17 protein-coding genes, 1 tRNA gene and 1 riboswitch are annotated in these 22,129 nt (G+C 58.9%); of the genes, 10 read left to right on the top strand and 8 right to left on the bottom strand.

Annotated elements, in window-relative coordinates:
- Positions 1-60: 60 nt before the first annotated feature.
- Positions 61-2,091, top strand: coding sequence for an ATP-dependent nuclease (locus tag ACSQ26_RS00760; protein ID WP_436005323.1), 2,031 nt, complete (start codon positions 61-63; stop codon positions 2,089-2,091).
- Between the two features lie 121 nt (positions 2,092-2,212).
- Positions 2,213-4,597 (top strand): restriction endonuclease, encoded by a 2,385-nt coding sequence (locus ACSQ26_RS00755; RefSeq protein WP_436005321.1) that lies wholly within the window; start codon positions 2,213-2,215, stop codon positions 4,595-4,597.
- 430 nt (positions 4,598-5,027) lie between these two features.
- Here the strand turns inward: ACSQ26_RS00755 and ACSQ26_RS00750 are convergent, their stop codons facing one another.
- Entirely contained in the window at positions 5,028-5,366 is a 339-nt protein-coding gene (locus ACSQ26_RS00750; protein WP_436005319.1) for a hypothetical protein, read from the bottom strand.
- Positions 5,367-5,756: 390 nt separating this feature from the next.
- Here ACSQ26_RS00750 and ACSQ26_RS00745 point away from each other — a divergent pair, with 390 nt between their 5' ends.
- Positions 5,757-6,068, top strand: a complete 312-nt coding sequence (locus ACSQ26_RS00745; RefSeq protein ID WP_436015036.1) for a DUF2293 domain-containing protein — start codon at positions 5,757-5,759, stop codon at positions 6,066-6,068.
- 301 nt (positions 6,069-6,369) lie between these two features.
- On the opposite strand, the gene ACSQ26_RS00740 is transcribed toward ACSQ26_RS00745, so the two are convergent.
- A complete protein-coding gene (locus tag ACSQ26_RS00740; protein WP_436005317.1) occupies positions 6,370-7,092 on the bottom strand; it encodes a hypothetical protein in 723 nt (240 codons plus the stop codon).
- A 138-nt stretch (positions 7,093-7,230) separates the two neighbouring features.
- Here ACSQ26_RS00740 and ACSQ26_RS00735 point away from each other — a divergent pair, with 138 nt between their 5' ends.
- Positions 7,231-7,839, top strand: a complete 609-nt coding sequence (locus tag ACSQ26_RS00735) for a hypothetical protein (protein WP_436005315.1) — start codon at positions 7,231-7,233, stop codon at positions 7,837-7,839.
- Positions 7,840-7,913: 74 nt separating this feature from the next.
- Positions 7,914-8,141, top strand: coding sequence for a hypothetical protein (locus ACSQ26_RS00730; RefSeq protein WP_436005313.1), 228 nt, complete (start codon positions 7,914-7,916; stop codon positions 8,139-8,141).
- A gap of 159 nt (positions 8,142-8,300) precedes the next feature.
- Here the strand turns inward: ACSQ26_RS00730 and ACSQ26_RS00725 are convergent, their stop codons facing one another.
- Complete coding sequence (locus tag ACSQ26_RS00725) at positions 8,301-8,732, bottom strand: hypothetical protein (protein ID WP_436005312.1); 432 nt, start codon at positions 8,730-8,732, stop codon at positions 8,301-8,303.
- A 162-nt stretch (positions 8,733-8,894) separates the two neighbouring features.
- On the opposite strand from ACSQ26_RS00725, the gene ACSQ26_RS00720 reads away from it, so the two are divergent.
- On the top strand, positions 8,895-9,563 hold the full coding sequence (locus ACSQ26_RS00720; protein WP_436005310.1) for a TetR/AcrR family transcriptional regulator: 669 nt from the start codon (positions 8,895-8,897) through the stop codon (positions 9,561-9,563).
- Positions 9,564-9,711: 148 nt separating this feature from the next.
- Here the strand turns inward: ACSQ26_RS00720 and ACSQ26_RS00715 are convergent, their stop codons facing one another.
- Together ACSQ26_RS00715 and ACSQ26_RS00710 are read right to left on the bottom strand one after the other, a co-directional pair.
- Positions 9,712-11,385, bottom strand: coding sequence for an ABC transporter permease (locus ACSQ26_RS00715; protein WP_436005308.1), 1,674 nt, complete (start codon positions 11,383-11,385; stop codon positions 9,712-9,714).
- A gap of 50 nt (positions 11,386-11,435) precedes the next feature.
- Complete coding sequence (locus ACSQ26_RS00710; RefSeq protein ID WP_436005306.1) at positions 11,436-15,320, bottom strand: PAS domain S-box protein; 3,885 nt, start codon at positions 15,318-15,320, stop codon at positions 11,436-11,438.
- A gap of 223 nt (positions 15,321-15,543) precedes the next feature.
- On the opposite strand from ACSQ26_RS00710, the gene ACSQ26_RS00705 reads away from it, so the two are divergent.
- From ACSQ26_RS00705 to ACSQ26_RS00695, 3 genes are all read left to right on the top strand, one after another.
- Entirely contained in the window at positions 15,544-16,005 is a 462-nt protein-coding gene (locus tag ACSQ26_RS00705) for a phasin family protein (protein WP_436005304.1), read from the top strand.
- A 204-nt stretch (positions 16,006-16,209) separates the two neighbouring features.
- A tRNA-His gene (locus tag ACSQ26_RS00700) sits at positions 16,210-16,286 on the top strand.
- A gap of 223 nt (positions 16,287-16,509) precedes the next feature.
- The gene (locus ACSQ26_RS00695; protein ID WP_258158349.1) at positions 16,510-16,761 is read left to right on the top strand and encodes a helix-turn-helix domain-containing protein; all 252 of its coding nucleotides are present in this window, start codon (positions 16,510-16,512) and stop codon (positions 16,759-16,761) included.
- 71 nt (positions 16,762-16,832) lie between these two features.
- On the opposite strand, the gene ACSQ26_RS00690 is transcribed toward ACSQ26_RS00695, so the two are convergent.
- The 3 genes from ACSQ26_RS00690 to ACSQ26_RS00680 all read right to left on the bottom strand — a co-directional run bounded on the left by ACSQ26_RS00690 (position 16,833) and on the right by ACSQ26_RS00680 (position 20,836).
- Positions 16,833-17,504: a UdgX family uracil-DNA binding protein gene (locus ACSQ26_RS00690; protein WP_436005302.1), complete on the bottom strand. Its 672-nt coding sequence runs from the start codon at positions 17,502-17,504 to the stop codon at positions 16,833-16,835.
- An 87-nt stretch (positions 17,505-17,591) separates the two neighbouring features.
- On the bottom strand, positions 17,592-19,376 hold the full coding sequence (locus ACSQ26_RS00685; RefSeq protein WP_436005300.1) for an IlvD/Edd family dehydratase: 1,785 nt from the start codon (positions 19,374-19,376) through the stop codon (positions 17,592-17,594).
- Between the two features lie 275 nt (positions 19,377-19,651).
- Complete coding sequence (locus ACSQ26_RS00680; RefSeq protein ID WP_436005298.1) at positions 19,652-20,836, bottom strand: O-succinylhomoserine sulfhydrylase; 1,185 nt, start codon at positions 20,834-20,836, stop codon at positions 19,652-19,654.
- 47 nt (positions 20,837-20,883) lie between these two features.
- A riboswitch (SAM riboswitch) is annotated at positions 20,884-20,962 on the bottom strand.
- 72 nt (positions 20,963-21,034) lie between these two features.
- On the opposite strand from ACSQ26_RS00680, the gene ACSQ26_RS00675 reads away from it, so the two are divergent.
- Entirely contained in the window at positions 21,035-22,129 is a 1,095-nt protein-coding gene (locus ACSQ26_RS00675) for a 2'-deoxycytidine 5'-triphosphate deaminase (RefSeq protein ID WP_436005296.1), read from the top strand.

Raw genomic sequence — 22,129 nt, 5'->3', positions numbered from 1 at the left:
CGGATCGCACTTGCATTTCCGCTATTTGACATCGAATAATGATGCCCGACGGGAGGTCACATGCAGCTTGAGCGTGCGCGCATAAAGAATTTCAGATCGCTTCGCGAAGTCGAAGTTTCCTTTGGCGCCCATACTGCACTAATCGGCGGTAACGGCGCAGGCAAGTCATCGATCCTGAAGGCTATCGAGAAGTTCTACTCGACTTCGAAGAGCTGCGATGCTGATGACTTCTTCGGACGCGACCAAGGACAATCGATCGAAATCGAACTAACTTTCCATCAGCTCGGCGATCAAGAAGCCGCTGCGTTCGAGGACCGGGTGCGTGATGGCAAATTGGTCGTCACCCGTATTTTTGATGGGGGTGCCTCAAGCGGACGCTACCAAGGCCTCGTCCCACAGATTGGAGACTTCGCGGCGATCCGGCTGCATACCACTGCGACCGCTAAGCGCGCCGCCTACCATGTCCTACGGGAGAATAATCCGTCGTACGCCGACCTGCCCAATGCTGGCAGCGCAGCAGCAGTCGACCAAGCGTTGCGGGATTGGGAAGCTAACCATCCCGATCAGTTAGTGCTGTTGCCCGACGATGGCCAGTTCTTTGGGTTCCAGAACAATAGCCGCGGCAAACTCCAGCGGCACACGAGTTTCGTGTTCATCCCTGCGGTGCGCGAGGCGTCGGCGGATGCGGCGGACAGCAAGACGAGTGTCATCGGCAAGTTGCTCGAACTACTGGTACGCAGTCAGATTCTCCAGCGACCAGACGTCCTAGCGTTCAAAGCACAGATGACCGAAGCCTATCAAGCTCTGGTTTCCGCCGAGAATATGCCCGAACTTGGCGCACTCGCTGGGACGCTCACCGCCGACTTGCGAGGTCTGTACCAGGATGCCGAAGTTTCGTTGAACTGGCGTGAGATTGGCGAAATGCCGGTCCCGTTGCCGATGGCGGATGTGTTCCTGAAGGACGATGGCTTCGGTGGTCCGGTGGACAGGCAAGGCCATGGTCTCCAGCGCGCCTTCATCTTTACGTTGCTACAGCATCTTGCGCGAACGGCGGTGCCGGAGCCCGACGACGCACCCATAGAGGATGATGCGGGCGGCGGCGATGATGCGCCGGCTGCCGCCGCGGTCCAGGCACCGACACTAATCCTCGCGATCGAAGAACCTGAGCTGTATCAGCATCCGACCAAGCAGCGGCATTTCGCGGAGGTGCTGCGGGGACTGAGCAGCGGCACGCTTCCCGGCGTCCAAGGTCACACGCAAGTTATCTTTGGCTCGCACTCACCGATATTCATTTCAATGGGGAAGGCCGATGAGATTAGGCTCACGCGGCGCTCACCTTGTGCCGACAGCGAGTTAAAGCAATGTACCTTGCAAGCGCTCGACCTCGGTATCGTTGCCCAGAAGCTCGAACATGGCTGGGGCAAACCCACGGGCACCTTCACCGCAGAGACATTGATGCCGAGGCTCCACATTCTTGGTGCTGAGCTGGCAGAAGGCTTTTTCGCCAACGGCGTCATTCTGGTAGAGGGTCGAAGTGATAAAGCGGCGCTGACCGCGACGGCTCGGATGCTCGGCGTGAGTTTCGAGGCGGCAGGCATCGCCATCTTGTCCGCCGAAGGTAAAGCCAATCTCGATCGCCCTTATGTAATCTTCCGTGAACTGGGTATCCCGATCTTCATGCTATGGGATTGTGACCAGCAGTTGGCCGAGGCCAAACGAACGCCGGCAACCGATCTTGCGTTGAGTAGGCTCGTCAAGCCGGACGATCAATTCGAGGCCGCGCCGACACATGATCTCATCAGCGATTGCTACGCACATTTCGAAAAGACGTTGGAGCACAAGCTCAAGGACGATCTCACGCCCGAGGTACACGCGGAGTGCCTTGCTGCTGCCTGCGAACCATTTGGTGTGCATCCCAACAACGATACGCAGAAAATCCCGGAAGTTGTTTATCAAACAATTCTGCGCGCCAAAGAACATGGTCGCGAAAGCGATATGCTCAAGAATCTTGTCCGCACCACGTGGCGTTTCTTCCGCAACGAGGAAATTCCGGAACCACCTCAGGCGCAATCTGTGGTTGTGGCCGCCTGATCCCTTGCCAGCGCGCCGCTCCAGACGGTGCGGAGCATCGTGAGCTCGGTCTTGGTGACAGTCACGTATCAGCAATATCGCATCGTTCGCCATCTGTGCCATATTCGGAAGTGGGCACACGTTGGCCGAGATCCTTTGGGGGCAGAAATTGAAGCAGATGAATGGTGCGGGCGATATCGAGGCGGAAAATCTGAATCCCGCTCCTAATAGAATCGCCGTCGGCCCTTGGTCCGATCTGGCACTTCATACGATTGGCTGGCGCGCATTTCAGGATCTTTGCTCGCAAATTTGCGAGGTCACGCTCCGTCGACCGGTCGAGATTTTTCGGGAGGCCCAGGACGGCGGTCAGGATGCGGTCTTTCTCATCCCATCCGACGATCCTGCGGGTGCGCCCATAGGTACGGTTCAATGCAAACACACGTCGGATGCCGCAAAGGCGCTCAGGACCAGTGATCTCAATGCGGAAGTCGACCATGTTCGAGAATTGGTCGCTAACGGCCAAGCAAACACCTACGTCTTCATGACCAACATGAGCGTCGACGCGGGTGTCGCGATGGAAATCCGCACGCGCCTTCTCGAGCTCGGGGTTCGCAAAGCCCACATCCTTGGGCGCCAGTATGTCGTTCGTACTATCAGGGGCAGTGCTCGCCTGCGGGCGCTGGTGCCACAAGTGTACGGGCTAGGCGATCTGACTTCGATTATTGACGAGCGCATAACGCAGCAGAGCCGCGCACTGCTCGACAATTGGATACCCAAGCTCAAAACTTATGTCCCGACCCGCGCCCACCGCGATGCGGTGCGGGCGATCGGAAATCACGGCATCGTGCTCCTGCTTGGCAACCCTTCAAGCGGGAAATCCGCGATCGGTGCCATCATCTCCACAATCGCCTCTGAGAACCCTAATAATACCGTTCTCGCCCTGACGAGCCCGCGGGATTTCGAGGCAGGTTGGAATCCCAGCGATCCCGGCCGTTTCTTCTGGATCGACGATGCGTTTGGTTCGAACCAAGTGCGCGAGGACTATGTTCAGGATTGGACATCTGCCTTCGCCAAGCTTCGCGCGGCAATCGGGCATGGCAATCGCTTCCTTCTGACTTCACGAAAACACATCTACGAAGCGGCGCGGCGCCGCCTCGGTCAGCGCAATCTACCGCTCTTTGCGGATGGACGGGCCGTCGTCGACGTCGGTGTGCTGACCGCAGAAGAAAAGGCGCAAATCCTCTATAATCACATCAATTACGGCAGCCAAAGCCAGAGCTGGAAATCGAGTGTGAAGCCGCATCTCGGCGCGGTCGCAGCCGTCGACGAATTCCTGCCCGGGATCGCCGAGCGGCTGGGTGATCCAAATTTTACCAAGAGCCTTGCACCGAGAGAAGCTTCCCTTGTGCGCTTCATGCGCGAACCTCGCGAACAACTCATCGACACAGTCAACGCGCTCGAACCCGTCCTGCAGGCGGCGCTCATCCTCATCTATGTGCATCAGGGTGCATTCAGGATCATTGGGTTCGATCCGGAAGCCGCTGCCGCGGTGGCGGAGTTGACCGGATGCGGCCTGCCGCAGATTCAGGATGCCTTCGCCGATCTGAAGGGGTCGTTCCTCAAGGCCTCTGGCAGCGGCACGGGCACGATGTGGACTTTTGCCCATCCTACTATTTCGGACGCGCTGACCGAAATCCTGAGCGAGAAGCCCTTCATGATGGCGGCTCTCCTTCGGGGGGCTACCATAGATACGGTGTTGGACAACTTCATCTGTGAGGGATCGCAAGACATTCCGAATGCATTGACCATTCCGGCAAGTCTAAACGACACGCTGGTCGAGCGTCTGGCGCGAACGCCCGACGAAGCCGAACGAACCTGGTCGCTGTTCATTTTCCTCGCCTATAGAGCGAGCGATGCTGTATTTGAAAAGCTGATCCGGCTCGATCCCGACATTCTCAAACGCAAGACCTGGGAAACGACCGTGATTGCCAACAGTCCAAAGTTAGTCACGCACGCCCGCGCCTACCGCGCCAGGCTACTGGACGACGATTTGCGCGAACGCGCTGCCGTATCGCTCGAGAGCGCCGCAGCGGATGAGTTCGACTTGTCGTTCTTCGACAATTCAGCGATGTTAGAGCTTATCCCCGCTGAGCGGCTCGTCCGCCTTGGAATGTCGCTTCGCATTCAGAGACTACCTGAACTCGAGGATAAGATATCCGAAATCACCGACAGCGCCGATCTCGATGATGACCCAGAGAGCCACTTTGAGAAGATCGGCAATGCCCTTACGAAACTGGAGAACCTCGATGTCGACGATAGGGGTAGGGAGCTCATTAATGAGGCCCGAAGGGAGATCAAGCGTTCGATACAGCTCCTCGAGGAACGAAAGGAGGAGCGCGATAGCGAGTCGGACGACGATTCCGATTGGAGTCACATCGTCACCGCCTCCGCCGTCGAGGCGCCGGCACCAACCAAACCAGCAAAGACGACAACTCGGTCGATATTCGAGGATGTCGACAGCGCCTAGCCCAAGGCACCCCCTTTCTGACATCGCTCAATCACGACGCATACAGCAGCTAACGCGGTAAACGCGCCAAAACCCGACAGGCAGTAATCGGCCCCTTAGCGGGCATGCACCAACGTGGGAAGCCGGCCGCCGCATTCATTTCATTCTTGAGGCTAGAGCACGTCCTGTTTAATCTGGATCATATCCAGCGGCTTTGAGGTAGTTGGCGCATTCGGGCCGCGTGAACTGGTCAAGAATCCCGCCAACTGCATCCCACGGACGTGCTCTAATTCATTCAAATTTCTATGTTGCTGACTTCGAGTAAGCACCAACCTCCACGAAGCTCTTGGCAGCGATCTAGAAATGACGGTCAATGAGGCACTGCCTGACGCATGCCCCTGTGAGTCGCCCTCATCCCAAATCGAAGCTCTATTCCGTTTTTGCTGCCAGCTCAGGACTCTCCCACCACCATATTTCTTGATGGCGTCGATCTAGGTCCTTTCAAGACCCCTGTCGCAGGAGCCAACGACGTCTGCAACAGCTCAACAACATCTGTTGGAAACCAACTTTTCAGCACCAGGGTGAGAAGTTCGGACTTGTTGCATTCAATTGCATCCGCGAGTGGGGCGACCTTATCGAGCGGCAGTCTGATTTCGGCTCGTCGAAACGCCAAAAGAGTCTTCTCGCTGCGAAAGCCGCATTCTAGAGCAATCTCGGCTGCGGTGAGTGGCGATCGCTTGACATTTTCATCAATGAATTTGGCGACGGCAAACTTCTGTTCCGTAAACATCTAATGATCCATTCAATTACAGTTGTTCATACTCGTTATATAGCGATCTCATGATGGGATACAAAAAGAAATGCAAAACTTCCATTGTGAAAACTTGATTACGTAATAGGAGTAGTAAATCAATTTTTACTTACCATATGTTGTACAAATGTAACAGTTGCACTGCAATAAGTTTTCTATACAATGACGCAAAGAGGATTAATTATGATTCGTAGGCCATTGAACTTCAAGATTACAACTGACATGTATAAACGTTTCTGGCAGCTCGCGATTGAGTTGGATGTTTCAGGAGTCAAGTTATTAGCTCTTATGATTGACGAACTCGAGGCCAAGGTGAGGGCAAAGATCCGTCGAGGCGAATGGTCAGACGGAGAATAGGCTCAACAATTGATGCCAAACTACGGAACTCGGTACGTGAAATTCACTGAGGCTGCGGTCCGAAGACACCTCCACAGGCATCACCCTGGATGCCCAGAATTTGCCGTGGATTATGTCGTAGCGCAGATTGTCGGCCGTGAATGGCAGGGGGTTTCACTGGGAGGAGCTACCGGTATAATCTTGCAGACCCTCCTCCGCCATCTGATGACTGACTACGATCAGCTTCTCCTTGCCGGTGTTGATCGAAAGGCGGCAAGAAAGAGGGTTCAGCCAAAGATCGACGCCATGCTCTCGCACTGGTCGCGGTCACCAACTTCTGATTAGAAACGCTTCCAAAGCGCCACCTGCAATGCAAGCCAAGGCCCGATCAAACTGGTCGTGCGGACGCCAAGGACTAATCAACGGCCTATCCAGCAATTGTCTGGAAGAGCGCCGGAAAAATGCGTAGCTTAAGTGTTCCGGAATCTATTTTTGTGCATATAATAACCTATTGAAAAATAACGATTATCATTGATAACAATAGGATCCAGGTTCCCCAGCCATCTATATATTTATCTTATTTTTCAATGACTTAGTTAATATTATAAAATGCTAAGTGTTACAGACTTGCGGATGATCCATGTGGTCAACCGGATAGCAAAGCGATCAGCTTCGCCACGCCAATCTTGATTATAGAAACGGCGCCTTCGTCACGAATCTTTTTCGCTGTCCATGTTAGCGACGGTATAAGGACGCGCTTGATGAGGTTTTCGTTCACTTGTTCGGACTGGATGAGAACTTTGCCGGCTTCGAGTTCTGCGAGACGCTGCCCACCTTCTGCGTCAGACATCAGCATGTTATCAGACCGCAACTCTTCGATCGCGGTATTCAGCCCGGTCTCGACTTCTCTAAAGTCCGATGAATCTCGGTTCAGCGTCATCTTCCGGCCTTGCTCAACCACGCTAGAACCGAACCCTTGTTCGGCGACTTCATCGATATCGGGCCACAGATTCCAGCCCTCATAGGCGGCAATTCGCTCGGCCTCTTCCAATCCCTTCTCGGTGAGGGTGTATAAATCAGCACCGGCTTCACCCCACTGGTAGGCTCTTCTCAGCTTACTCGCCGATCCTTCATCAGCGTTTAGCACTTCGGATACGTCGAAAAGAGGCCGAGCCCACTTTCGAATGTATTTTTCAAGAACGAATTTTTGCGTTACTGCCGATATCCAGCTTTGCTGAAATTTTCCATTTACAGTGAGCGCCACATCGGCCACGTCAATTGGTCGATCAAAATCAGCCTCTACCGCCACCGCAAGCTTGTATAACAACACGCGCTGAAAATCAGTGTAGGTTAGTCGCTTGATATCCATCTCGCACCGAATCGCTTGAACTAGATCATGCTGATACTAGGTTCGCACCGTCACGTGTCCAATTACAAGGTCACACGTTCCGGTCAAGCTGCCCCCTTGAGCGTTGCACGATCTCTGCTACTGTCGGCATAATCACGCTTGGGTGAAGTTCTTTCGGGTGGACGTATGCGTGTTTTGATAGCGGTTGCTCTTTGTGGCCTATCTTGGAACGGCGCACATGCTGGCCCGTTCGGCCTGGAGAAGGGCCAGCGAAAAGAAGCGCTTTCTCTCGAAAATCCGGGCGACGCTAGCGGTTCGTTTGTCTTACGAAGCGTGCCTAAACCGCATCCTGACTTCGTTGTCTATCAGGTTCAGTTCTCCAAAAAGACTGGCCTCTGCATCGTCAGTGCCGCATCGGCGCCTTATGCCCATGATCCTTATGGCGAGAACGTGGGGAGGGATTTCTTGAAGATCGAACGTCAGCTTAATGACGTCTATGGCGCAAGCATTCCACACAATTATTTGAAGCCAGGCGCCATGTTTGTTGAGCCTCGACATTGGACGATGTCAATATTTCAGAATGAGCGGGTGTTTGGGACACGCTGGAGTAAGAAAACCGGCGCGCATCTGAAAGACAATATCGAAGAAATTAACTTGAAAATTAAGACGATCGCGTTCGACCAATCCTATATTGGAATACATTATTACTTCAACAACTCTCGTGCCTGTCAGGCCGAGAACGATAGTAACGGCCAGGACTCATTGTGATGACTGTCTATCTTCGCGCGGCCGAATCCGCGTCATTGATAACGTAACCGGATAGAGATCGGGAGGTAATGCTCTTGGAATTCGAGGAAGGCACGTTGCACTTACAATGCGATGTCGAGTTGGAGTTCGTCGGCCCTACTGTAGCCGTGGTCAACAAGTGGGCGGCAGACACACTGCGCAAACTGGCCGATCGCATAGAGCAGAATGAGTTCGATAGTGCTTGGCACGATGTCACTGATAACGTCGGCAAGCCGGTCGGCAAGCTCTACGTTGATTACTCAGAAACTTTCGAAGAGCCGTAGCGGCCCGCCGATCTTCACCGGCGGGCTTCGTTGTGGAGTCATGAGCGAGGCAAATTATGTCTTGGTGCCAAAATTCGGGCGGATCACATTGGCAGCAGGGGCCGTCCGCGCAAGATGAAGCCGAACACTCGCCGTTGCCTGTGAGGCGGGATGGCAGAATTAGAACTTCGCCTCGATCCAGTTGGCGATCTCAAGCGCGCTGACGCTGTCCTCGAATATCCCGCTGATGTCTTTCTTGACGATTACCCGCCGGCGCTCGCCTTCTTCGGCGACGATGATCGCCTTATGCACCATGCTCGTTGCGGGATCGGCATCGATCAACACGCCGAACAGCCGGATGGAGCCGAGATATTTCGGCACCTGTTCGACAAGCGCCAGGAGATCGTCGACATGCTCGACCTCGAGCGCATCGGCGAGCGACGTGAAATGCGATCCCTCGATCTCTTCACCGACGAAGGACCCGAGCATTTCCAGCATCTCGCCCTCGCCATTGGCGACCAGGAAAATGCGTGAGCTCTTGTCCAGCCTGCGGATGCGGCCGAACTCCTTCACCTTGGATTTTGCCTTGAGATCGATACTCCCAGCCTGCATTGCCATTCCCCTTTTTTGATTTTGGCATTGATGCATATAAAGCAGGGATTTGAAGTGCTCGGCAAGCTGTTCTTTGTGATCGTTCTGCCGTAAGAGGCTTTGATTGAAGCCGGTCCCAGAACCGGCCATAATAAACCAGTGACGATTGTGGGGGTCGCACGAATGCAAAAGACAAAGGGTGCCAAATCGGGCGCCGGGCCGGTCACGCGCGCCAATGGCGACCAGACCAAGGAAAAGATACTTGACGCCGCCGAAGAACTGTTCGGCGCCCAGACTTTCGATACGGTCTCGCTGCGCGACATTACCAATCGCGCCGATGTGACGCTGGCGCTTGCCAGCTATCATTTCGGCACCAAGGACAACCTGTTCGGCGCCGTGGTCGCCCGCAGGGCGGATATTCTCAACAGGATTCGCTTGGAACGGCTGGAGGAACTGCAACGCGAGGAAAGTACGAGTGTCGAGGCTCTGCTCGATGCCTTCATGCGGCCGCTCTTCACCCAGACGCTGAATGGCGGCGACGGCTGGAAGGCCTATGTCAGCCTGATCTCCAAGGTGGCAATGACCGACCGTTGGCATGAACTCGTGCGCGCCAATTTCGACGAAACCGCCAACCTGTTCGTCGCGCGAATCCGCGATCTCAGGCCGGGCCTGTCCGAAGAGGCTCTCTACCGGGGCTTCGCATTCACGCTTCAACTCGGCCTGCAAGTCGTTTCGCAGAACCAGCGGGTCGATGCGCTGTCGGGCGGACGCTACTCGGGGAGCGAGCTCGAACGCTCTTACGCCATGGCGCTGAAATTCGTCGCGGCAGGCATGCTGGGTCTCGAGGGCTGACGCTGGAGGACCGATCGACATTCAGCTCAGGCCGAGTCGAAAATGGTGGTTTTCGAGAACCGGAGCGGAGCGTACTTAACGTACGTGAGCACCGGAAGCGCAGAAAATCACCATTTGCAGACCGGCATCAGCTGAATGGCGATCGGTCCTAACGCACGCGGTCGAGCGAGCGGGAAACCATGACCACGGGAACCAGGCCGGCGACGATGATGATCAGCGCCGGCACCGCCGCATCGGGCACCTGGGAGCGCGAGGCGTCCTCATAGACCAGCGTCGCCAGCGTGTTGAAATTGAACGGCCTGAGCAGGATCGTCGCCGACAGCTCCTTGATTGTCTCGATGAAGACGAGAAGGGCGGCGGTCAGCACCGCCGGCCGCATGGCGGGGATGAGGATGGCGCGCAGCGTCTGGCCGCCCGTGCGGCCGAGCGTCCGCGATGCATGATCGAGGCTGACGGGCAGCTTGTGGAAGCCCGCCTCCACCGTGCCTTCAGCCATCGTCAAGAACCGCGCCGTCAGCGCATAGACGATCGCGAACATCGTGCCCGACATGATCAGGCCGGGCTGGAGGCCGAACGCCTGGTTTACAAGCGAACTGATCGTGTTGTCGAGCGATGCGAGCGGGATGAGCACCCCGATCGCCAATACCGTTCCGGGAATCGCATAGCCGAACGCCGCCGAGCGTGCGGCGAGCGCCGTGAACCGATTGCGCCCCACACGGGCCGAATAAGCCAGAACGAAAGCCAGCGTCACCGCAATGGCCGCCGTCGCGCATCCCACCAGCACGGTATTCCCCAGTGCCGAGAGAACCCGGTTCGTGAACAGGACGTCGAGCCGCTTGACGGCATAGCCACCCAGCACGAAGGCGGGAATGAGAAAGCCGGCAGCGATTGGCAGGGCGCAGAACAACGTTGCGAGCCATTTGCGCGCACCTCTCAGCTGGACCCGCGCGGCATCATGGACCGTGGTCGTCGTCTTGCCGCCCGCGAAGCGCTGGCTGCGCCGCGCGTGCCGTTCCGCGAGGATCAACAGGACGACGAAGACCAGCATCACCACCGCGATCTGCGCCGCGCCCGAGAGGCTCCCCCGGTTGAGCCAGGTGTCGTAGATCGCGAATGTCAGCGTGTTGACGCCGAGATACTCCACCGCGCCGATATCGTTCAGCGTCTCCATCATCACCAGCATCAAGCCGGCGGCGATCGCCGGCCGCGCCATGGGAAGCTGCACCCGGAAAAACACCCGGACGGGCGAAGCGCCCAGCGTGCGGGCGACATCCGCCGCCGACCGGCCCTGAAGCAGGAACATCGACCGGCAGGCGAGATAGACGTAAGGGTAGAGCACGGAGCCCATGACCAGGACCGCGCCGCCGAGCGATCGGATATCCGGAAACCAGTATTCGCTCGGCCGCGAAAAGCCGAAAATTGCCCGTACGGCCGTTTGCAGCGGACCGGTGAAATCGAAGAATTCGCCCGCCGCATAGGCCGCGAGATAGGTCGGCATCGCCAGCGGCAGCACCAGCGCCACGGTGAGAAGCCGCCGCAGCGGGAACTCGAAGGACACCGTCAGCCAGGCGGCAACGATGCCGGTGACAGCCGTGGCGATGCTGATCAGGACCAGCAGCGCCGCGGTCCGCGCCAGTGCGCGTGGCAGGATGCTGGTCGCGACATGCACGAGGTCCGCCGTGCCGCCGGTCAGCGCGATCCAGACGATCGCCGCCAAGGGAACGATGATGATCAATGAAAAGAGAACCGCCGCCCCCTGTAGCAAGGGGTGCTGCTGTCGCTTGAGAAGCGGCGCGCTCACATGTCCGGCAGGCAGGTCCAAACTGGCGTCCCCAGGTCAGGTTTCAGCCTGGCCTTCTATGCCCGGCGCGCTCAGTCCGCAAGCACGCGCTGGGGCGGAAAGGTGATTTCCACCAGCGTTCCCTCGTTCGGGGCGGAGTGGATCGAGAACATCGCCCGGTTGGCCTCCGTCATTGCCTTGGTCAGCGGCAGGCCGAGGCCGGTTCCGTCGCCGCGTTGACGAGTGCCGGACGAAACCTGACCGAACGGCTTCATCGCCTGGTCGAGCTCGCCTTTCGACATGCCGACGCCGGTATCGCGGATACGAAGCGTCACCGAGCCGGATGGCTCGTAAGCCGTCGATACGACGATCTGGCCGCCGGATGGCGTATAGCGGATGGCGTTGGCCAGGATGTTGAGCGAAATCTGCTTGATCGAGCGCAGGTCGGCCACAATGTCGGGCACCGATTGCGAGAGCGACGTGCGGATGATCACCCGCTGGGCATTCGCCTGGGGCTGCACCAGCGACACGGCTTCCGAGACGCAGTCGTTGATGCCGACGGCGGCGAATTCGAGATCCATCTCGCCCGCCTCGATCTTGGAAATGTCGAGCAGGTCGTTGACGATATCGAGCACGTGGCGGCCGGAGCGGCCGATGTCGCTTGCATATTCCACATAGCGCGCATGTCCGGCCGGGCCGAAATGCTCGCTCGCGATCATGTCCGAGAACCCGATGATCGCATTGAGCGGGGTGCGGATTTCGTGGCTGACGCGGGCGAGGAAATCGCTCTTGTGCTGGTTGGCGGTCTCGGCCGCACGCTTGGCGGCCTTGAGTTCTTCCTCGGAACGTTTCCACTGGGTGATATCGCGCATCACGGCGCAATAGCTGTTCGACCCCGGCATGCGCCCCATGGTCATGAAGAGCGGTATGAAGCCGCCCGAGGATTCGCGGCCGATGACCTCGCGGCCGTCGTTCAGCACGCTGGCAACGCCGTGACCGGAGAGTCCGGCAAGATAATCCTGCACCGACTTCTGGCTCTCATGGGCAAACAACATGGCAAAAGGCTTGCCGCGGGTCTCGGCGTCGTCGAAGTTGAACAGCGCCGAGGCCGAACGGTTCATCGAGCGGATGCGTCCCTCGGTATCGAGGACGACGACGCCGTCGGTGGCGGTCTCCAGGATCGAGCGCATTTCCTCGACCTCGACCTTGAGGCCCGCGAGCTTGCGCGCCGCCTCGCTCTCGCCGATGATTTCAGGCTCGGCGACGACGGCCAGCATGCCCGCAGCCGGCGTGACAGCCAGCATCAGCGCGCTGGAACTGTCATAGCGGACAGATTGCAGCCGTGCTGACACCAGTATCTGCGTTCCATCGGCGCGGACGAGATAGACGCCGGCATCCGGGCCTTCGCGACGGGTGATCAACGCATCGAGACCACCGGCGCGTTCGAGCGCTGCCACGCTGTCATAACCCGTCAGGCGCCTGAATTCCGAATTGGCCTCGATCAGCCGGTCGCCGGCATGGATGAGGATCGCCATCGGCACGAGGTCGATGGCATAGGCCGTCAGGCCAGGGCCTGTGCCGAGATCCTCGAACATGGTCTGGACGCGCTCTTCGTCCATCAAGGGGTCTTCGGCCTGCTCATCATGCTCGCCGCCGCCGGCATCAGCACCCTGCGCGCCTGCGTCCTCGGCATCGAAGACGTCATCGGCCGGCGCGCGATCATCGCGATCCGTCCGGTCGTCATCCCCGCCCTGCATCAGGCCGCTGGTCGACTTCACCACGTCGTCATTCGGCCGCTTGCCGAAAGGCTCGAGCTGGCGCGCGATTTCCTTGAGTGCCGCCTGTTCGCTGGCACTCAACCCGTCACGCGTGCTCTTGGCGCGGCGCTCCTCGAGTTGAATGACCTTGTCCGAAAAATTGCCCAGCGGATTGGAAGCGATGCTGAGGGCCGGCACTTCGCCCTGGAACTCGTCCCGTGACGGAGGCAGAGGCTCGTCAGCCGTCGGCTGGTCGCCCGCAGACTGTTCGAACGTGCCATCGACCGTCAGCGGAACGTCGTCGTCCTCGGCGTCGTCATTGGCTTCATCGGCAGCGAAGGTCAGGCCGAAAGCATGCGGATCCTGTTCGGCGTCACTGACGCGAATGATCCCGAAGCCACGGAAACCGTCGAATTCACGATTGCGCGAATAGGTGGGAAGTGCGGCGAGATCCACCGGCACGACGAGATTCGTGCCCTCGACCGGCCATTTGATCGTACGGCCCGACCAGGTATCGCGGCGGTCGAGCAGGCCGGCAATCTCGTTGTCGGAATCGAGATCGAAGAGTGCCGCGAGATCGCGGAACGACTGGCCGTTGATATCACCGGAGCGGGGACCGACGGTGCGCGCGAATTCATCCGAGACCTCGGCGAAACTGCCATTCGCATCGAGCTTCCAGACGAAGCGAACCGGCCGGCTGCCGGGATCGAACGCGAAGCCAGCATCTGCCGGAATCGGCTCTGGAGCGTCTTTAGGTTGCGTGACGGATGCCACCTCGACAAAATCTTCCGGCGCCTCGGCTGGCTCGTCGGACGCTTCGGCGATATCTGCAACGAGTTCCGGCGATTCGATTTCGCCGGTTGCTTCTTCAAGCGCGACAGCATCCTGTTCAGCCGCTTCAGCCTTTGAGGCCGGTGTCTCTGCGATGTCCTCTGGCGTGTCGACGTGCGCGTCAGACGCTTCGGCGATATCGCCGGTCAATTCCGGCGAGAGGAATTCCTTGTCCGTGTCTTCGTTCTCTTCGGCAGACACTTCTGCGGACGCGTCAGCGGCCACGTCAATTTCGGCATCTGCAACGGCGTCTTCGGTCGTCCCGGCATCCAGGGGCTCGCTGAACGCCTGCTCGGTATCGGCGGCGTGCTCAAGGATTTGCGGATCGGTCACGGTTTCCATAGCGGAAGCCGCTTCGATCTGGTCTTCATCGGCACCATCGATGGCGGCAAGATCGGCGATATCCTCCGGAGCCTCGCCCTCATAGACCTCGTCTGCGGTATTCTGCGAAGGGATATCGAGCGCTTGTTCGGCGTCGAGCAGAGCAGCGGCATGAACCTCATCGGCGACCGGCTCGATGACATCCTCGGCGGCAACCGATGGCAGATCGTTCTCGCCGATGTCGGTATCACCGCTATCCACAACTTCGGATGCGGCAACATCCGTTTCGGCTTGCGCCGGCACGCCGTCGTCCAGTTGCGCGGCAGCCGCCACGAGGGCTGGCGTTTCGTTACGCAGTTCCGAGGCGTCCGATAATGCTGAGTCGTCCTCGACCTCGTCATCCGGTGCATCCATCCGGCCAAGAGACGTCTCGACACAGAACAGCAGATAGAGATCATCGGACAGCTTGCCGATCGCGGCCGGAAGATAACCCGAGCCAGAGGGCACCGGCCGCTTGATCAGGCCATCGGCACTGCGACTGGCTGCCGCGATCAGCGCCCGCGCCGTATCCTGCATGATGCCGATCGAGCTGAAACCCTGGGATGCCTGTAGAACCTCGCCGTCGCGATCGAGCACGGCCATGTGGGTGTCGGGATCGTCGAAGCCCTGAAGCATGCCCTTGAGATGCTGTGCCGTGCCACCGGAAACCGGCGACGAGAACATCACCAGCAACTGATCGCCGATGGCCTCCAGACTGACTTCCGCCTGCATCGCCGATGTGCTGAAGCCGCTCGCGATACGCATCACGAAACCACGCTTGTCGCCGACGGTGACCAGTTGGGCGGCGGTCGCCGTCAACTGGCGATAGGCCACGCCGCCGCGATCCGGTCCGCTGTCGATAAGATCGTAAATGGCGCGATGGCCGAACAGGCGGGCGCCCTCGCCATTGGCCCAGAGCACGTCTTTCATGTCCCGCGAAAACAGCGCGATCGCCTCACCCGCGGCAAAGCGGGCGCGCACCGCCGGGTGCACGGCGACATCTATGAATGGGTATTGAACCTGCGGCATGGCGGACCTTGGAACGCAAAACTTGGTAAACGCGATGTTAACTCTTCATTAATATCTCCTCTGCGGCGAAGGGTCCACAGTGCCATGCGGGAATTGCATGAAAGGGTTAACTTTGCTGCGTTGCGGAATTATGTTGCAATGCACAATAATCGATGCTATATGACGATCATCGAATAGAGACTACCCGGAAAAACCGGTCAACCCATTCCAAGGAGCATTCCACATGGCATTCGCGAAGAAAACCGCTTCCGACGACGTATTCTCCCTCTCCGCCTTCGACCCGTCGAAGTTCTCCGACACCTTCCGCGACTTCGCCGAGAAGAGCTCTTCCAAGACCAAGGAAAGCCTTGCCAAGGTGAAGGAAGTTACCGAGGAAGCCAGCAAGACCGTTGAAGCCACGCTGCAGAGCGCCCAGGCCGGCACCGTCGAACTCGGCATGTCCGCCATCGGCATGTTCCGCACCAACACCGAGACCTCGCTCGCCCATCTCGAATCGCTGCTCGGCGTGAAGTCGGTCTCCGAATTCTTCGAACTGCAGACCTCCTTCTTCCGCAAGCAGGCCGAAGCCGCTGTCGAGCAGGTCAAGGCACTCTCGGAAACCTCCAAGAAGGTTGCAGAGAACGTCGCCAAGCCGGGCAAGGATGCCGCCGAGAAGGCCATGTCGGCCTTCAAGATGAGCGCCTGATTACATCGCATATCAGTAACGCGTCCCCTGTGAAGCGTATGAGGCCGGGCTATGCCCGGCCTTTCTGTTCCCTGCGGCACAGACCGACAGCCATGCCCGCGCTATAAATTGCCTCAAGTTGAAAAAAGCGGCCGAGGGGCTTGAAAAAAAATCTTACCCCTCGTATGTCACGCCCAAGAATGCTAAGAGCGTTCCAGTGGATATGCGGTTGTAGCTCAGTTGGTTAGAGCGCAGGATTGTGGCTCCTGAGGTCGGAGGTTCGAGACCCCCCAACCGTACCATTCACCAAAGTTTCAGCTTGAAAACTTCATGATATTCGGCTCTTGCGGCGAGTATGCCCAGAGTTTGCGAACCGTTCGCACCTGCGGCAATTCTTAACAAAACACTACCTATCCGCTCTTGCTCTCTTCGCACACGCAGCATAATAGATGTGTGTCCAAAAGAGGGCAGAATTGAGCATTGGGGATCTGCCGGTTTCGACAGATAGAATACGAAGGACCTTATATGAACATTTCACTCAATCATCTGGATCAATCCGAAAACGCCATTATCGACGTGTCGCTTGTGGCAAACCGTGTCAGAACGAGCCGCCAGGCCGCTGGATACAGCATCGAAGACCTGGCCGTGACATGCGGCCTTACGAGCGCGGAAATTGTCCGCATCGAAGACGGCATCGAGATCGACATGCAGCACCTGAAGCGCATTGCCCCGGCGCTGCAATTGTCTGTGACCAGTCTTCTCGAAGCCCAGGCTTGACCATTCCCAGCGGCCGACCCTGCTGGGCCGGCCGCCTGCATTCCAGAGCCGCGCATTGTTGAATGTAGGCTCTATCCAAGAAGCCGGGCAAGCGCCTGCAAATCCCTCATGAAATCCTGTCTTGCTTCCGCCCGTGCCTCCGGATCACCGGCACGCAGAACCGCTGACGGGTGAATCGTGATGAAGACATGCGTGCCGTCTTCGAGGGTTTCGATCCTGCCGCGCCGTTTCAGAATGCCTGTACCCGAACCTGTCACGGCCTGGGCGGCAGTCGCCCCCAATGCCACGATCATTTTCGGCTTGATCAAGTCCCGTTCAATGCGGAGCCACCAGCGGCAACACTCGATCTCGCCCGCATTCGGCCGCTGATGCAGCCTGCGCTTGCCCTTGGGCACATACTTGAAGTGCTTGACGGCGTTGGTGACATAGTAGCGATTCCGGTCGATACCGGTCTCCTCGAGTAGCTCATCGAGCAACTGCCCGGCTGGCCCGATGAATGGCTTGCCCGCCAGGTCCTCCTTGTCGCCCGGCTGTTCGCCTACGAACATCACTTCGGCTGACCGCGGGCCCTCGCCGAACACCGTCTGCGTTGCGTATTTGTAGAGGTCGCAGCGCGTGCAGACCGCTGCCGCACGCCGCGCCTGCCCTATCGTCTTGAAATGTTCGACCGGTTCGATGAGCCCGGATGTCCGGCCGGGTCGGCGTGCGGCCCTTTCGTCGTGGGCATGGGTGAGATCCTGCATGTCCAATTTCCTTGCATGTCCGTGCAAAAACGCACGGCGAGGCAAGGCGTTGCAGCTTTCCAGCTCATTCGCGATATAAATGGACGGCTAGTGGTTATGCCTGGGCGGGTTCTTGGCGATCTGCCGGAATTCCGTCGCACCTTCGAGCGTGGCGCCCTCGGCGAGCGAATTGACCGTCTTGCGGTAGATGCGCTGCCAGGGCGTGGCATCGGGCGGAACGCCGGGAATGCCGTCGCCCTTGCGGCGCTCGATCTCGGCGTCATCCACCAGCATGTCGCAGCGGCCGTGGTTGAAATCGATGCGGATGACATCACCGGTCCGGAGCCAGGCAAGCCCGCCGCCGGCCGCGCTTTCCGGCGAGGCATTGAGGATCGACGGGCTGTCGGATGTGCCGGACTGGCGGCCGTCGCCGATCGTCGGCAGGCTCTTGATGCCGCGTTTCAGGAGATGATCCGGCGGCTGCATGTTGACCACCTCGGCCGAACCCGGCCAGCCTATGGGACCGGCGCCGCGAATGACCAGGATCGTCTTCTCGTCGATGCCGAGCGCCGGATCATTGATGCGCTTGTGGTAATCCTCCGAACCGTCGAACACCACGCATTTGCCTTCGAACACGCCTTCGTGGCCGGGTTCCTGCAGGTAGCGGCGGCGGAAATCATCCGAGACCACGCTCATCTTCATGATCGCATAGTCGAAGAGATTGCCCTTGAGCACGAGGAAGCCTGCGCGCTCCATCATCGGCGCCGCATAGGGATAGATGACCTCGCGGTCTTTGGCTTCACGACCCTCGAGATTCTCAGCCATCGTCCTGCCCGTGACGGTGCGACAGTCGCCGTTCAGCTTGCCGTTCTGCAGCAGTTCCCACATCACGGCGGGCGTGCCGCCGGCGCGATGATAGCGCTCGCCGAGATAGGCACCCGCCGGCTGGACATTCGCCAGCAGCGGAATATCGAAGCCGTGCACCTGCCAGTCCTCGGGATAGAGCTCGACGCCGGCATGCTTGGCCATCGCGGCCAGATGCGGCTGGGCATTCGTCGATCCACCGATCGCCGAATTGGTGCGGATGGCATTGAGGAAGGCGTCACGCGTCAGGATGTCGGACGGCTTGAGATCCTCGAGCACGATCTCGACGGCACGGCGTCCGGTGCGATAGGCCATCTGGCCACGCTCGCGATAGGCTGCCGGGATATTGCCGCAGCCGGTCAGCGACATGCCGAGCGCCTCGGCCAACGCATTCATGGTCGAGGCCGTGCCCATCGTGTTGCAATGGCCGATGGAAGGTGCGGAATCGAGGACCGCCTCCATGAATTCTTCCTTGTCGATCTCGCCTGCCGCATAGCGCCGCCGCGATTGCCACATGGCCATGCCGGAACCAGCCAGCTTGCCGTCGTGCCAGCCATCCAGCATCGGACCGCCCGAGAGCACGATCGCCGGGATATCGACGGTCGAGGCCGCCATCAGCGCCGAGGGCGTGGTCTTGTCGCAGCCGGTCGTCAGCACGACGCCATCGATCGGATAGCCGTAGAGCACTTCCACCAGGCCGAGATAGGCGAGATTGCGATCGAGCGCCGCTGTCGGCCGCTTGCAATTCTCGAACAACGGATGCGTGGGGAATTCGATGGCGATGCCGCCCGCATCGCGGATGCCGTCGCGGACCCGCTTCGCCAGTTCGATATGATGGCGATTGCACGGATTGATATCGCTGCCCGACTGCGCGATGCCGATAATCGGCTTGCCGGAACGCAATTCCTCGGGGGTAATGCCTTGGTTCATGAAGCGCTCGAGATAAAGCGCCGTCATGTCGATGTAGTCGGGGTTGTCGAACCAATCCTGCGAACGCAGGCGGCGCTTTGGATTGGATTCGTCGGACATGGTATTCCTCCCACGCGTCGCGTGTCATAAGCCTGCGCTTGGCGCTTCACCCCTCACCAAGCGCGCCTATGCCTTCGACCTGCGGTCTCATGCAGGCTTGCTATCCTCTCCCGCAAGGGGAGAGGTAGGGTGCCACACTTGCCGCCTTCGCTTGAAGGCAGGCGCCGCCGCAGGTTTACCTCTCCCCTTGCGGGAGAGGATACGAAGGCCGGGTGAACGTAGTGAACCCTTGGCCGAAGTTGGTGAAGGGTGAAGCCCAACCCACCAACTTTGTCTTATTTCCCGACCTTGCTCAACGCCCGATCGAAATCCTCGATCAGGTCATCCGCATCCTCGATCCCGGCCGAGAGCCGCAGCAGTCCCGGCGAGATGCCCAGTTCGACGCGCGCATCTTCGGTGAGGTTCTTGTGCGTCGTCGTGGCCGGATGCGTGATCAGGCTCTTCGCATCACCGAGATTGTTGGAAATCATGACGACATCGAGCCCATCCTGCACCGCAAAGGCAGCATTCTTGCCGCCCTTCAGCTCGAAAGCGACGAGCGTCGAGCCGCCGGTCATCTGGCGCGCAATGATGTCAGCCTGCGGGTGATCCTTGCGGCCGGGATAGATGACCTTGGCGACCGCATTGTGGTTGGCGAGAAAATCCGCCACCTTGGTCGCGTTCTCCGTCTGCTGCTTGACGCGTAGCGCCATCGTCTCCAGCCCCTTGAGAAGGACCCAGGCATTGAACGGCGACATGGCCGGGCCGGAATGGCGGAAATAATCGTGCAGGTTGGCGTCGATCCATTCCTTGTCGGACAGCACCACGCCGCCAAGGCAGCGACCCTGGCCGTCGATATGCTTGGTGGCGGAATAGACGACGATATGGGCGCCGAGTTCGAGCGGCTTCTGGAACAGCGGCGTGGCGAAGACATTGTCGACCACGACCTTGGCGCCGACTTGGTTGGCGAGCCTGGCGACGCCTTCGAGATCGACCACTTCAAGTGTCGGATTGGTCGGGCTCTCCAGGAAGAACACCTTGGTCGTCGGGCGGATCGCCTTTTCCCAGTTGACGAGATCCTTGCCGTCGATCAGCGTACATTCGATGCCGTATTTCGGCGCCAGCGTCTCGACCACCCAGCGGCAGGAACCGAAGAGTGCACGGGCAGCGACGATGTGGTCGCCCGCCTTCAACTGGCAAAGGATCGCGGCGGTGACGGCCGCCATGCCGGAGGCTGTGGCGCGGGCATCTTCCGCGCCTTCCAGCAGGCACATGCGCTTTTCGAACATGTCGTTGGTGGGGCTGCCGTAACGCGCATAGATGAAGCCGTCCGTCTCGCCCTTGAAACGGGCTTCGGCCGCGGCCGAATTTTCGTAGACAAAACCCTGCGTCAGGAAGATCGCTTCGGAAGTCTCCCCATATTGCGAACGCAATGTGCCGCCGTGGACGAGTTTGGTTGCCGGCCGCCAGTTCTTGCTCATGTTATCACCTTCAGACATCAAAAAACCGGCCGCAAAAAGCAGGCCGGTTTCCAACGAACCCGGCCTTTTTAGCTACTTGTTTAACGTGGCTGCAAGCCGGCCGGCCAAATCACCACGGGACAAATCGGGCTTAACGCATCTGCCTTCTTGCGTCAACGGCAACGGATTTCTATTGTCCCGCAAAACCTTGGAGATGAAATGGCAGGCATACTTGCAGACCGCGCAATCCGGACATTGTCCGAAGAAGGCCGGCTCATATCCGAAAAGCCGCTCGACGCCGACCAGATCCAGCCGGCAAGCCTCGATCTCCGGCTGGGCGCCAACGCGTTCCGCGTGCGCGCGTCCTTCCTGCCGGGGCCATCCAAGCGCGTCGCCGACAAGCTCGACAGGCTCAAGCTGCATGTGATCGATCTCTCGGAAGGGGCTGTGCTGGAAACCGGCTGCGTCTATATCGTGCCGCTCATCGAAAGCCTCGATCTGCCGGCCTCGCTCTCGGCCTCCACCAACCCGAAAAGCTCGACCGGCCGGCTCGATATCTTCACCCGGGTGATCACCGATTATTCCCAGGAGTTCGACCAGATACCGCTGGGTTACAAAGGTCCGCTCTATCTCGAAATCTCGCCAAAGACCTTCCCGATCGTGGTCCGCCGCGGCTCGCGTCTGTCACAGATTCGCTTCCGCAACGGCCAGTCTCTACTGCGGGAAGACGAGATGCTGGCGCTGCATCTGTCAGACACGCTGGTCGCGAGCGAAAAGCCTGTCATATCAGGTTCCTCGATCGCGCTGTCGATCGACCTCAAGGGCACCGGCCCGGAGGGGCTGATCGGCTATCGCGGCAAGCGGCATTCGGCGGTCATCGATGTCGATGTGAAGGCGGCCCATGACATCTTCGATTTCTGGGAGCCGATCTACAGCCGCGGCCGCAATGAGCTGATCCTCGACCCGGATGAATTCTATATCCTCGTCTCCCGCGAAGCGGTGCATGTTCCACCGCTTTATGCTGCCGAAATGGTGCCCTTCGATCCGCTGGTGGGTGAATTCCGCGTGCACTATGCCGGCTTCTTCGATCCCGGTTTCGGCCACGCCCAGGCAGGCGGCGCGGGCGCGCGGGCGGTGCTCGAAGTGCGCAGCCATGACGTGCCGTTCATCCTCGACCACGGCCAGATCATCGGCCGGCTGGTCTACGAGCACATGCATGAAATGCCCGAGGCGCTCTACGGCTCGGGCCTCGGCTCGAACTACCAGGCACAGGGCCTGAAGCTCTCCAAGCATTTCAGGGGCGCGACCGAATAG

The organism is Rhizobium sp. LjRoot254 (assembly GCF_964254105.1).
Classification (GTDB): Bacteria; Pseudomonadota; Alphaproteobacteria; order Rhizobiales; family Rhizobiaceae; genus Rhizobium_E.
This window is presented reverse-complemented; position numbering and strand designations above follow the sequence as displayed.